6 protein-coding genes and 1 pseudogene are annotated in these 14466 nt (G+C 48.7%); 5 read left to right on the top strand and 2 right to left on the bottom strand.

What is annotated here, in order from left to right:
* Window positions 1–142: 142 nt before the first annotated feature.
* The 4 genes from BP71_RS21660 to BP71_RS21645 are packed head-to-tail and all read left to right on the top strand — an operon-like array spanning window position 143 to window position 10040.
* Complete coding sequence (locus BP71_RS21660; protein WP_496383060.1) at window positions 143–3529, top strand: TonB-dependent receptor; 3387 nt, start codon at window positions 143–145, stop codon at window positions 3527–3529.
* A 19-nt stretch (window positions 3530–3548) separates the two neighbouring features.
* Window positions 3549–5156 (top strand): RagB/SusD family nutrient uptake outer membrane protein, encoded by a 1608-nt coding sequence (locus tag BP71_RS21655; protein WP_496383058.1) that lies wholly within the window; start codon window positions 3549–3551, stop codon window positions 5154–5156.
* Between the two features lie 35 nt (window positions 5157–5191).
* Window positions 5192–9100, top strand: a complete 3909-nt coding sequence (locus BP71_RS21650) for a PVC-type heme-binding CxxCH protein (protein ID WP_496383056.1) — start codon at window positions 5192–5194, stop codon at window positions 9098–9100.
* Between the two features lies 1 nt (window position 9101).
* Complete coding sequence (locus BP71_RS21645; RefSeq protein WP_496383054.1) at window positions 9102–10040, top strand: alpha/beta hydrolase; 939 nt, start codon at window positions 9102–9104, stop codon at window positions 10038–10040.
* A 47-nt stretch (window positions 10041–10087) separates the two neighbouring features.
* Here BP71_RS21645 and BP71_RS21640 read toward each other — a convergent pair whose 3' ends face one another.
* The gene (locus BP71_RS21640) at window positions 10088–12694 is read right to left on the bottom strand and encodes an ABC transporter permease (protein WP_496383052.1); all 2607 of its coding nucleotides are present in this window, start codon (window positions 12692–12694) and stop codon (window positions 10088–10090) included.
* Window positions 12695–12723: 29 nt separating this feature from the next.
* Window positions 12724–12870: pseudogene (locus BP71_RS21635) on the bottom strand (PadR family transcriptional regulator); the annotation flags it as partial.
* 589 nt (window positions 12871–13459) lie between these two features.
* On the opposite strand from BP71_RS21635, the gene BP71_RS21630 reads away from it, so the two are divergent.
* Entirely contained in the window at window positions 13460–14413 is a 954-nt protein-coding gene (locus tag BP71_RS21630; protein ID WP_496383050.1) for a TraB/GumN family protein, read from the top strand.
* The last annotated feature ends 53 nt before the right edge of the window (window positions 14414–14466 follow it).

Below are 14466 nucleotides of genomic sequence, written 5' to 3'. Positions count from 1 at the left end.
AAAAACAAACAAGCCGAAGATGCTGTAACATCCCCGGCCTGTCTTTTCCCCTTTCTTAATTCCCATTAATAATCCGGTTCGCTAAAACCGGAACAGGGGATGTTTGTACCTCATTTTTCCAAAAAAGCATACATACAAATCTATGAAAATTAGTACGAAACCGATCAGGATTTTACTCAAAATCATGCGCATGTCAATTTATCAGCTGATCCTGTCTGTCCTGTGTACCTCATTGGTTGTGGCCAATGACAGCCGGGCGCAGGAATTACTGAACCGTCGGATTTCACTGGATCTGGATGATCAGAAAATGAGTGTGGTGCTCCGGCAGATCAGCCGTCAGGCAGCCGTGCGATTCATGTACAGTCCGCAGGTGATCCCTGTTGAGAATAAGGTGACTTTGCATGTTCGCAATGAGCCGCTTAATACGGTTCTCGAATCGCTATTCAAGCCGCTGAATATCGGCTACGAAGTCTCGGGAAACCAGCTTGTGCTGAGCATCATTTCTAATTTGAAACCATTGAGCCCTCAGCAAACGGAAGAGCAAAAGCCGGTGGACAAGACCATAAAAGGATCCGTGAAAGATGAAAAAGGTACGCCGTTGCCCGGTGTGAGCATTGTGATAAAAGGAACGCAGCGCGGCTCATTGAGCGATACCGAAGGGAATTTCGAAGTAAGCATCCCCGACGGTGAGCATACGGTCATATTCTCCTATGTAGGTTACCTAAGCCAGGAGGTCGCGGTGGGCAACCGGAGTACGATGGAAATTGTAATGAAGGACGATTTGAAAGCATTACAGGAAGTGGTGGTCGTCGGGTACGGAACGCAGAAAAAGGTAAACCTGACCGGCTCGGTTGCTTCGGTGGAAGGCGAAGAACTTTTGAAAACGCCCGCTACCAACATCACCAATTCGCTGGTTGGAAGGCTTCCGGGTTTGATTGCAGTGAATGGGAACGGAAAGCCCGGTGCGGGTTCGTCCATTTCCATCCGGGGGGCCAGCACATTTGGCGACAACAGCGCATTGATCGTCGTCGACGGCATTATCCGGACATTTGACCAGATTGATCCCAATGAAGTGGAGAGTATTTCTATATTAAAAGACGCTTCGGCAACCGCGGTTTACGGTTCACGAGCGGCCAATGGCGTGATATTGGTAACGACCAAGCGGGGCGCAACCGGCAAGCCGACATTCAACTATAACGGTTTTGCGGGCTTCCAGCAGCCTACCCAATATCCCCGGGTGTTGAGTGCCTATGAATATGCAGTCACTAAAAACAAGGCGGTACAGAATCTCGGCAAGCCGATCCAATACTCGGATCAGCAGTTGGAGGACATACGCACGGGTGTGCTTCCCGAATATGACTGGTATGGTAATACTTTGAAAAAACGGTCTTTTCAAACGCAACAGAATCTGAGCGTGAGTGGCGGCTCGGATGCCATTCGTTATTTTCTTTCGCTGGGCTACCTGGATCAGGACGGGATGTACGACCGCATTAATTTTCAGCGCTATTCCATCCGGACCAATGTGGATGCGAAAGTCAATAAGAACTTGACCATTTCCGCTGACATTGACGCAAGCGCCAGAAATACCAACCAAAGTGCTTATGCACCGGAATTCATTTTTGACGACATTGTGGCTGCCTATCCGCTGGATAAGGCTTACAATCCCGACGGCACCATTTTCTACACCCGCGAGCAGCACCCGGTTGAGGAGATCAAAACGGGTTATAACCGCATGCGCAACAACATTCTGCAGGCCACATTGACGGTGAAGCACGAATTACCTTTTGTAAAAGGCCTGTCCGTTTTGGGGCGCGCATCTTTTGGCCGGGAATATGCCAATAACAAGCATTACAATGTGCCCATTTTCATGAACCGCCAGGACGCCGATGGCAACACACTGGAAATTTATCCCTACGGCGGCTGGAATGGCAAAACGGCATTAACGCAATCATTCAACGAATACAATACGACCACACTGAATGCTTCGCTGAACTATTCCCGAAATTTTGGAGCGCATGAATTCGGCGGCTTGCTCCTGTTCGAACAACTCGATGCGAAAGGCAATAACTTTTACGGTTTCCGCACCAATTTTCCGGCACAGGGATTGGACGAGTTTTTCTATGGTGGGGAAAGTCAGAAAGATGCCAACGGCGGCTCGTTCACCGACGGTCGGCGCGGTGCCATTGCCCGGGTAAATTACACTTTTCAGCAGCGTTACCTGTTTGAAGCATCATTCAGAAGAGATGGCTCTGTGGCTTTCCCGGCTTCCAAGAAATATGGCTTTTTCCCGGCGGTCTCTGCCGGATGGCGGATTATTGAAGAGCCATTCCTCAAAAACAGCACTGCGCTGTCATTCCTCGATAACCTCAAACTGCGTGCTTCCTATGGCGTCGTGGGCAACGACCGCAATGTGTACACGGGCTACTTGCTAAGAAACCCCACATTCCAGTATTCGCAGGTATACAACCCGTCTGGCACCATTGTATCGGGCACGGAAGGCCTTTCCAGCATTGCGCCGGGCATTTTGCCCAATCCGAATGTGACCTGGGAAACGGCTTCGGTTTCGGATGTAGGCCTGGAAGGCTCGCTTTGGAAAGGGAAGTTCCAGTTTGAAATCGACCTTTTTTACAAAAGAACTTCCAACATTCTCCGTACGCGTATCCGCTCCATCCCGGGGACACTGGGCGCGCAGTTGCCCGCAGAAAACTACGCCAAAGTGGACAACAAAGGCATCGAGTTCATGCTGAGCCATCAGAACAGTTTTCAGGCTTTGAAATATTTTGTAAAACTGAACGGGAGTTTCTCGCAAAGCAAAGTGATCACCCTGGACGAACCCGCCAACACACCGGATTACCTGCTGCAAACCGGCCGTCCGCTGGGCTTTATTACAGGTTATAAAGCGCTGGGCTTTTTCCAGACAGACGAAGAAGTGGCGGCTTACCTGCCGCAGTTTAACGGAGGACAAAAAGCGGGTGATGTGAAATATGCAGACATTAACGGCGATCAGAAAGTGGATGCTAATGATCTGACTATTATATCAATGGACAACAATGTGCCCAAAGTGATCGGCGGATTGTCCTTCGGAGGGTCGCTCAAAGGATTTGATCTGAATGTACTTTTTCAGGCGGCCGGACGCGTGCGACAGGTGCTTTACGGTGCCGCGCGGGACTTTTTCCAGGGTGGATCGCGCAACACTTATGTAGACTTGCTGGATCACTGGTCGCCGGAAAATCCGGACGCCTTGTATCCAAGGCCGTGGGAAGGACCTAATCCCAATAACTCACTGACATCCAGTCTCTATCTCCGGAATGCAAGCTATATCCGGTTAAGGTCTATCGACTTTGGGTACACGCTGCCTTCGGATCTGGTTAAGAAAATCGGTGTCCGCAATGTGCGGGTTTATTTCTCGGGAGCCAATCTTTTTGTGTGGTCAAAAATGAAAATGTTCGATCCTGAGATCGAGAATACCACCGGTACCTACTATCCGCAGCAACGCACGCTGAACCTCGGCCTGAACCTTACTTTTTAATCAGTTAATGTTTACTGTCATGACAAAAATATTTGCCAAAACACTGCTGGTTGTAATGATCCTTATGACCACGGCATGCAATGATGAATTCCTCGAACGCCAGGCAACCGATTCGATCCCCGAGGAAAACATCTTCCAGGATCCGGCGCTGATCCAGCTTTTTGTAAACAATATGTATCTGGACGTGCCTTCATTTGAGCGCAACCTGTATGATAACATTACCGACGAATCGCGCTGTTATTGGGGCGGCGGGCCGCGGAATGTGGTTCAGGGCCAATGGTTTCCGGACAATAATCCCATGGAATACTGGGCTTACGGGCCTGTCAGAAAGACGAATATGTTTCTGGATAAAATTGATGAAGCGGATATAGCGGAGGAGCAAAAAGCAAATTTCAAAGGACAGGTAAAATTCCTGCGTGCGATGCTCTATTTCAATATGATCAAGCGCTATGGCGGCGTGCCAATCATCACTGAACCACAAGGACTTGACGATGATCTTTTTGTGGCCAGACAATCGACCGACGAGAGTTTTGATTTTGTCATCAAAGAACTGGAAGAAGCCGTTACACTTCTCCCGGAAACGCACGGGAGCCGTGCCGTGGATGTCGGAAAAGCCAATAAGCATTCGGCCAAAGCCTTTTTGGGCCGCGTGCTGACTTATTGGGCGAGCGCGCTATACAATCCGGCGGGCGATGTGGCGCGCTGGCAAAAAGCGGCACAGGTAAATAAGGAAGTAATGGATGGCGGCAATTACAAGCTGCACGGCAACTTCCGGAACATTATGCTCGATAAAAACAATGAGGAAGAGATTTTCAGCGTGCAGTTTCAGAAACCATTCCGCGAACATGGCTGGGATTCTTGGGGCCAACCCGATTCGCAATCCAAACAGGATGCCGTCAACCGCAGCCCGGTGCAGGAGTTTGTCGATGCATTTGAAATGAAAAACGGAAAAGCCATCAATGAAGCAGGCTCAGGTTACGATCCGGCCAATCCTTACAAAAACCGCGACCCGAGATTTGATGCGACCGTCCTTTATAATGGTGCCACGTTTTTCGGCGCCACCATTTATATGTACGAAGGCGCGCCCATCGACGGAATTAACCTGCCTTATGCGACTATTACCGGTTACCTGATCAGAAAAGGCATGAATGAAGCCAATAAGGACTATTACGGGGCGGCAGGCAGCGACCAGAACTGGACGGAGCTGCGTTACGCCGAGGTGCTTTTGAATTATGCCGAAGCAAAAAATGAAGCATTAACCGCGCCGGACGCATCCGTGTATGCAGCCATTGAAGCTGTTCGCCAGCGGGCTGGTTTGGCTCCGTACCAACTTCCGACAGGGCTTTCCAAGGTGCAAATGCGCGAAAGAATCCGGCACGAGCGGTTTATTGAACTGAGTTTTGAAGGCAAGCGCTATTGGGATTTGAGACGCTGGAAAATCGCTGCGCAAGTGCTGAATGGCAAGCAGTTTAATGCCATGTACATTACCAAAAACGCGAACTATACTTACAAGCCCAAACCGGTGGACGGCATTCCTTATGTTTTTCAGGACAAAATGTATTTCATGCCCATTCCGCAGCGCGAAATCGAGAAAAACCCAAACCTGAAACAAAATACAGGCTGGTAACGCAAACCGCCTTTTACTGACTTAGCTCATTTCCTATGAAGTCCAAATTTCATTATTTCCTTCTGGCCATCGTTTTTTTGCCATTCGCATTTGTAAAATCAGTCAGCGGGCAAGCGCCTAATCCGGGCTTTGCACCCCAGAATGGCGACCACATCATCCTGCTCGGCAACACCTTTGCAGACCGGATGCGGCACTATGGCTATTTCGAAACGTTACTTCAGAAAAACTTCCCGGGTAAGCAGCTTACCATGCGAAACATGGGATGGAGTGCGGATGAAGTGGGTTTACAGCCGCGCCCGCTCAATTTTCCGGGTTTTGGAGAAAAAACGAAAAGGCTGACCGAAGGCCAGAAGGAGGTGAAATTCCAGGGTTTTACGCACGAGGGCGAGCGCATTGTGATGCCCGTTGCACTCAATTTCGAGGGCTTGAACCAGGATCTTTACGATCAGAAAGCAGACATGATCTTCCTCTGTTTTGGGATGAATGAAGCATTTAAAGGTCCTGCCGGTTTGCTGCAGTTTGAGAAAGACCTCAATGCATTCATTCAAAACCTGCAAAAGAATCGATATAACGGTCGTTCTGCCCCTGCGCTGGTGCTCGTCTCTCCGATCGCGCATGAAGAGTTGGGTGTGAATTTTCCAAATCCTGCCGAGCACAACAGAAATCTGGAATTGTATACCAAAACCATGCAGAAAACAGCTTCCGCAAAAGGTCTTTATTTCATCGACCTGTTCACGCCTTCATTTGCTAAGATGAAACAAAAAGGGCAGGAAAAGCTGACCATCAACGGCATTCACCTGACCGGGAACGGTTACAGGTTCGCTGCCGAATGGATGGGCCAATCGCTGGGTTTCGGAAAAACCCCCGACCTGAACACCGACAACAGCAAAAAGCTTTTGGCCGTGATCAAAATGAAGGACGATCATTTTTTTTACCGCTGGCGTGCCGTGAATGGCGAATATATTTACGGTCGCAGAAGAGAGCCGTTTGGCGTCATTGCCTTTCCTCCGGAGCTTCGGAAAATAAACCAGATGACCTCATCGCTGGATTCGGTGATCTGGGAAATGGGGAAAAGTAATGGTGGCGAAGCTTATCAAAAAGCCGTAGAAATCGTCGATAGGCGTGGAAAACCCGTTGACCCGATGCTCACCCCTGACATTCCGATGACCGGCCGGCAAGGTGAAGCCGCGAAAGCGGCCGCTCATGCGCATCACGAAAAAATGTGGCCCGCGACCACCGATAAGTTCAAGCTGCCAGCCGGTTACGAGATCAATCTCTTTGCCTCAGAAAAGGATTTTCCGATCGAAAAACCGGTGGCCATGAACTTTGATGCACGTGGCAGGCTGTGGGTAGCGACGATGCCTACTTACCCGCAATATTTTCCCGGTATTCCCGTCCATGATAAAATTGTGATCCTGGAAGATACCGATGCGGATGGGAAGGCCGATAAGCACACCGTTTTTGCCGACGACCTTTACCTTCCGCTGGGTTTTGAATTTGGCGATGGCGGCGTTTACGTGTCCCAGGAACCGGATATCGTGTTTTTGAAAGACACAAATGGCGACGATAAAGCGGATCTCCGCGAAGTGGTTCTGACCGGCTTTGGCTCCGAAGACAGCCATCACGCCACGCACGCGTTCACATTCGGGCAGGACGGTGCTTTGTATTTCAATGAAGGGACATTCCTGAATTCACAGGTAGAAACGCCTTATGGCCCGATCCGCTCTTATGCCGGCGCTACTTATCGGTATGAGCCGCGGACCGCGAAACTCACGCATTACATTTCGTATCCCTATTACAATCCCTGGGGCAGTGTTTTTGATAAATGGGGCATGCATTTGATTGGTGACGCGTCCGACGGCTCCAATTATTTTGCTCCGCCCATGACCGGGAACGTCACTTATCCGGACAAGCATCCGCGCATTGAAATGTTCACGGAAACGCGGGTGAGACCCACTGCGGGTATCGAAATCGTTTCCAGCAGACAGTTTCCGGACGAAGTGCAGGGTGATTTTTTAGTCAATAATAACATTGGTTTCCAGGGGACCAAGCAGCACCGGATCATTCCACGCGGCTCAGGCATTGGCAGCAAGGAAGTAGAAGCGATCCTTCAATCCGAAGACCCGAATTTTCGGCCTATTGACATTGAATTTGGCCCTGACGGCGGCCTGTACATTGTGGACTGGTATAATCCGCTGATTTCGCATGGTGAAAATCCGCCGCGCGATCCAGCCCGGGACAAATCGCATGGCCGGGTTTGGCGGATTACTTACAAAGGCAAACCAGCGCTTAAGGTAACCGACGTTTCAAAGCAAAGCATTCCGGAATTGCTCGATAACCTGAAAGCCTATGAAGACCGATTCCGCTATCGTTCCCGGGCACAGATCAGAGAAAAGAAAGCGGCGGAAGTGTGGCCGGAATTAAAAAAATGGGTGGCCGCATTGGATAAAAATGATCCGCAATACGAACATAACCTGCTGGAAGGATTGTGGCTTTATCAGGATTTTAATGTGGTTGAACCAGGCATTCTCAAAACTTTGCTTCACGCAAAAGAGCCTCAGGCGCGCGCGGCCGCCACGAAATTGCTCCTCTACTGGCGCGACCGCATTCCAGGCTCGCTGGAAATGATGCGCGCCCGACTGAATGACGAATCAGCGCGGGTTAGGATAGAGGCCATTGTGGCGCTGAGCTATTTTAATTCTGAACAGGCAGTAACCGCAGCGACGGATATTTTCAAATATCCAACCGATTATTATATGGAGTATGCCATGCATGAAACATTCCGGTTTTTGAAACCGATTTGGCTGGCGGGTATGAAACAAGGCAAGAGCTTTGGGGAAAACCAGAAACAAGCCCATCGTTATCTTCTGAAATTGGCTAATGCGCAGGAACTCGCCTCCTTACCCCAAACGTCCGATGTGCTGACGGCGATGCTGACCAGGTCCGATATTGACGGGGCAAAAAAGCAGGAAGCTGTAAACCGCCTGGCCAAAGTTCAGAAAACAGGCAAGGTTAATGTGCTGTTAAATGCAATTCGCGACGAAGAAATGAGCAGAAAAGGGAATCAGCAAAGTGCCGTTCAGCAAGAGTTGGTCAAACTGTTACTGGCGTCCAAGCCGTCGGAACTGAAAGAGAATCAGGCAGAATTAACACAATTGATCGGCCGGGACACCAGCCTGACCATGCAGGCAACCGGTTTTGCAGCCCTGATCACGGCCGGGCAGCCGGACCAGTCTTTGCAAAAAGCCATTCAGGAAAAAACAGCCGCTTATCTGACAGGAATTGCAATGTTGACGAACGTCGACCTGAAAGTTTCCTTTTACAAAAAAGTGAAAGATCTGGCCCCAAGCGCACCTGCGACGGCCTATCCTTTGCTGATGCGAATGACAATGGAAAGCGAGGCTAAGACGCAGCCAACCAGAGATCTGATAGCAGCGCTTAGCACCACGCCGGAATCAATTCAGAATTCTCGGGCATTTGCGGACGCCATTACGGCTATGAAAAACATGGTGAATGGTGTTCCGGAAAAAGACAGGAAAGATGTATTGTCCATGCTGGAAAACATGGGGACTATCGAAATAAAGCTCGTAGCCATTGAAGCGAAAATGGCCTTTGACAAAAAAGCGCTGAGTGTCCCTGCCGGAAGAGCTGTCACATTGGTGTTCGAAAACCCCGATCTGATGCCGCATAATGTTGTGATTGTCAAGCCGGGTACCGCCGAAAAAGTAGGCGAAGCAGCAGATGCAATGGCGAGTCTGAAAGATGGTTTTGAAAAGAACTTTGTACCGTCAACACCCGATGTGCTGTTTGCAACGCCGTTGGTGAACTCAGGCAAATCGTTCCGGCTTGAATTCAAGGCTCCGGATCAAGCTGGCGAATATCCGTTTATATGTTCATTTCCGGGGCATTGGAGGGTGATGACGGGCATACTTACTGTGAAGTAATATGAAGCAAAATGCATTTCCCATTTCCATAGCGACCAGCCGAAAATGGGGCTTGATAATACTGATGTTAACACTGGTCAGGACGATGGTTACGGCACAAACTGTGATCAGGCTGTATTCCGGACCGATTCCGGGTGCGATCCCTTCCGAAAACAGGGAGTTCAAAAAGCCGGATGCATTGGTGGATTCACTGACTTTGAAAGTGTCGGTTCCGGATCTTACCGTCTTTGCACCGCCCAAAGGGAAAGCAAACGGGATTGGGGTCATTATCTGTCCGGGAGGCGGTTACGGGGTTCTGCTCACCAAACGCGAAGGGAGTGACGTGGCGAGGGCTTTCAATCGGCTCGGTGTCACCGCATTTGTGTTGAAATACCGGCTTCCTGATGATCGCATCATGACAGACAAATCGATAGGGCCTCTTCAGGATGCACAGCAAGCTATCCGGCTGGTTCGGGAGCGGGCGGAGGAGTTTGGCATTAAGAGCAACAAGATTGGCATCATGGGCTTCTCTGCGGGGGGACACCTGGCCTCATCCGCCGGCACTCATTTCGGGACACGTTATATAGACCCGCATGGTAAAACGAGCTTACGTCCCGATTTTATGATATTGATTAACCCGGTAGTCAGCTTCAACGATACGACCGGACATATCGGCTCTCGTGATAATTTGCTGGGCCGGGGCGCTAGTGATGCCAGAATAAAACTTTTTTCGAACGAACTGCAGGTTGATTCGCTCACGCCGCCTGCGATCCTGATCCATAGTGGTACGGACGTCGTAGTGCCTGTTGCCAACAGCTTAATGTTCTACGATGCGCTCAGAAAAAGGGCCGTAAATGGCGCTATCCATGTCTACTCTAAAGGAGAACATGGCTTTTTGACCTATCCGTCATTCAGTGAATGGTTCGGGCGGGTCTCGGAATGGTTGGAGGCTTCCATGTAGCTCATTCGATTTTAAGGCGGGTACCAACAAAGACTGTTTATTGAAAACTATTCACTCCGCAAACTCTTAACCGGATTCATCAGCGCCGCTTTAATACTCTGGAAGCTGATCGTAAACAATGCGATCCCAGTCGCCACTATTCCCGGCAGGGCAATGACCCACCATTCCAGGGTGGTTTGATAGGCAAATCCCTGTAACCATTTATTCATGGCATACCATGCAATCGGTGACGCAATAGCGATGGCGATCAGTATAAGCTTCAAAAAATCCTGGGAAAGCAAACGCACAACTCCGGCTACGGTGGCACCGAGCACTTTGCGTACCCCTATTTCCTTCGTGCGCTGCTCGGCCATGAAAGCGGACAGTCCATACAATCCCAGACAGGAAATGAAAATCGCCAGGCCGGCAAACAAATTGAAAATGCTTCCCATTTGCTGTTCGCTGCGGTACAGGTTATCCAAATCCTTATCCAGGAAGCCAAATGTGAACGGAAAGGCCGAGTTAAGCTTTTGATTTATATTTTCCAATGCCTTGATTGTCTGCTCATTACTTCCCGCAGTCGTACGCACCATCACCACGCCGCCACGCTTGTTAAGGCGGAGGATCAGCGGCTCCACGGCATATTGCAGCGATTTGAAATGAAAATCTTTGACGACCCCAATGACCGTTCCTTTGGTCTCCTGAAAGGTCAGGCTCTTTCCCACCGCATTGCCCACATTCAAGCCCATGATCTGCATAGCCTTTTCATTGATCATATAGCTGGAACTATCGCCCGAAAACGACTTGTCGAAACCCCGGCCTGCCAATACCTGCGGTTTAAATACATTGACGAAATTTTCATCCACATTAAGCGAGGGGAAAATGACCTGGTTGGGAGTTGTTTGCCCGTCCCAAATAACATCCGTGGTGCCGGATGTGAGCTTGGTAGGCAGATCTGAAATGATCGTGAAATTTTCCGTGAGCGGATTTTGTGCCAGTGACGCTTTCAATGCCGGTTGTTTTCCACGCAACTCACCGGTCACGGGCAGGTAAAGCAGGTTGGATTTGTCAAAACCCAGATTCCGCTTTTTAATAAAATCCAGCTGTTTGTAGACAACGGCAGTGCCGACAAGCAGCACAATGGCGACCACAAATTGTGTAACCACCAGCGCATTCCGGAAAAGCAGGTTTCCGCCGGCGACCGTTAGCTTGCCTTTCAGTACTTTTATCGGCGCGAAGCCAGACAGGAATAATGCGGGATAGCTGCCGGAAAGAAGGCCTGTCAATACCGCAATGCCGATCAGGCTTATCAAAAGCTTTCCATCCAGCAAATGAATGGCTAGGGTTTTCTCAGTCAACATTTTGAAGACAGGCAGCAGCAGGAACACAATTCCGGTCGCGATCACCAGCGAGAGAAATGAAAAGATGAGCGATTCGCCCAGGAACTGAAACACAAGCTGGTAACGATTCGCACCGACTACTTTGCGGAGTCCTACTTCCTTAGCCCTGCGCTCGGAGCGGGCGGTGGCAAGGTTCATGAAATTAATACAAGCTACAACCAGAATGAAAATCGCAACAACCAGGAAAATATTGACATACTGAATGTTCCCCTGCCCGGGCAGGTCGATCTGTAAATCAGAATGCAGGTGAATATCCGTTAGTGGTTGTAGCCGGAAGTCAATTTTGGTAGTTTGACCGTGGTCTTTGAAAATTTCTCCTATTTGTTGTGCGAGTTTCTGGCGGGCGAAGTCAGATACCGCCGTCTTTGCATCGAGTTCGAGATAGGTATAAAAGTTAAGATTATCCCATGTGTCGTTCTGCAAATCCCGGTTCCATTTGGCCATGGTTTTCATAGGAATAATCACGTCGAACTGCAAATGGGAATTAGAAGGCGTATTGGCCAGAATGCCCGCAATAGTAAAGTTTTCGTTATTGTTGATGCGGATGGTCTTTCCCACGGCATCGCGCGTGCCGTAATATTTTTTGGCCATTTCTTCGGTGATCAGTATCGCGCCCGGATCTTTCAGCGCTGTTGCCGCATTTCCTGCTATCAGGGGAAAAGAGAAAACTTCCAGGAAATTGGAATCGGCATAAAAGACTCGTTTTTCTTCCACTTTTTTTTCTCCCACTTCAAACAGCATCGGACCGGGTTTATTCATCCTTACCCCGCCTTTTATCTGGGGCAACTGCGCTTGTAAGCCTTTTGCCATACCCGCCGCACTTACGGCAGTTTTAAAGTCACCGGCACTGCATGTTAGCCGAAACAGCCGGGCCGCGCGGGTATGGAACCGGTCGTAGCTCAGCTCATTCTGCACCCACAGAAGGATCAGTATGCTGCACGCCATGCCGATGGATAATCCGGCAATGTTCAGTAGGGAATAAGCTTTTTGACGGACGATGTTTCGCCATGCGATTTTGAAATAGCTTTTTAACATATCAGGGCTAAGAAAAAATGGTTGTTCATAACTTGTGTTACCACGACGCCGACGAACAAATGGGGGAAGTACCGTCACTACATTCAGCAGATAATGCAGAAGTGCCTGTCTTTTTCCGGAGCGTTGCACCGAGTATGCATACAGCTCGTCCAGATCTCCTTCCACTTCCTCAATCGTATTTTCAGGGTGCAGCCAGCGGAGCAAAGTTTTTGCCCACCGCGGCGGTTGTGGATGATTCATATGCCGCTTAGCTTCAAAGTGTCATCGGGCGTATTGTGAACCGCACCGAAAGTGACGATCCTGCCTGTTTGCTGCTCGATTTCCAGCGAAACCGTAACGCCACAAGCGTTTCCGTTCAGGATTGCGATCATGAGCAAAACAAGTTCTTCAAATTCTCCCAGATACGTCCGGCGCATGCGCAGAATATTTGTTTATATTTTCTAGTAGAAATACGTGCCAATTTTCAAAAACCTGCCTGGTGAGGCCCAAATAGTTATTTCTAGGTTCTACTGAAAAATCTGTGTCCGTAAAAGAACAGATCGTGTCCAGTAATGAACAGCAATCCACCTGTGATGCCAATTGTTAACCCAAGGATGTTCAACAAAGTATATTGGCACTGATAGCGTAAATTACGTGCCGCTGTCTTGAAATAATTTTGTAGCATCAGATCCGGCTTCTATATGTTCGAAATTTACTGGTCGCAATTAGTTTTATCCTCGTGGGAAATCCATTTTGATAAAATTTAACAACCGGATAAATCGAAAAGGCAATGAAGACTAGTTGCTGCATTTCGATTCTGCATTGCGCAACCCGTACGGTCACTATTTAAGATGTCGTTACTTGAATTTGTAAACGCTTTTTGGGGACGGATCAGTTTTTCAATTGTCTCAATAGATCCAATACTTGAAAACAATTATGAGCCATGGAAGTGCAAGACCGTTGATACATTAATCAACGTATATTATTTTTAGGTTTCAGCATCGTGAACAGCTCGAAGGTAAATGTATGAGACTGGTTTTTGCAATGAGGCTTTTAAAGTATTCCTTCTTTTTCGTGCTGATCTGCACGCTCGCTGTTGCCTGTTGTTGGGGACAAAAGCAAAAACAGGATCGGAAGACGGATCCTGCCACTATTCTATGGAAAATAATGGGACCCGGATGCCCCAGGGCGTCTTACATCATTGGAACCTTTCACCTCACCGATGCCAGCTGGCTTTTGAAATATCCTGAAATCACAAAAGTAATAGACAGTACAGGGTATATTCTTACTGAGGTCTTCACGACCGAGCCCGTTCCAAAGGCACCACAAAAACGGGAAGTATTAAAAGCGTTGCCTTTGCTTGACAAAGCGCAGTTCGAAATGTTGGATTCATTTTTTGTGGCACGGGTAGGCGAGGGTATCCGGAACAATATCGATGCCGAGCTCATGACGGTTGCTGAAATGGAAGGTGCGATTCTGACAACGTTAATATCGGGCAGGAGTAATGCAAATGGCATCACGAAGTTAATGGATAAAGACTTGTTCGACCTCTACGTCAAACTTGGAAGAGGAGGCGACCATTTGGATCGGGTCTTGAAAACTGATTTTGATTCGTCGGAAATCGCGTATGCGAAGGATTATATTACGCGTGCAGTCAAGTATATCAACAATAGCGACAAACCGGATTGGAATATTTATCAAATGAACGGAGTAGAGGAAGCGGAAGCCCGATATAAACAAATGAAAGTTGAATACCGGCTTCATGAGTTCCCGACGAAAGTAATGACTTCCAACGCCTTGGATTTTATCCCGCTCGAACAACGGAACAAGAATTGGATACCAAAGATTATCGCAAAAATTACGGACCAACCAACCTTGATTGCAGTGGGACTTGCGCATCTCTATTACCGGACTGGCATCGTCATGTTATTGCGGGAGCAAGGTTATAGTGTTGAACCGGTGGCACTCAATAAGCCCTGATTCAATAGTCAGTTTTTTTACAATAGATTGGTTTATAGTTTAATATATCAAAT

This window comes from Dyadobacter ginsengisoli DSM 21015, from assembly GCF_059568735.1.
This window is presented reverse-complemented; position numbering and strand designations above follow the sequence as displayed.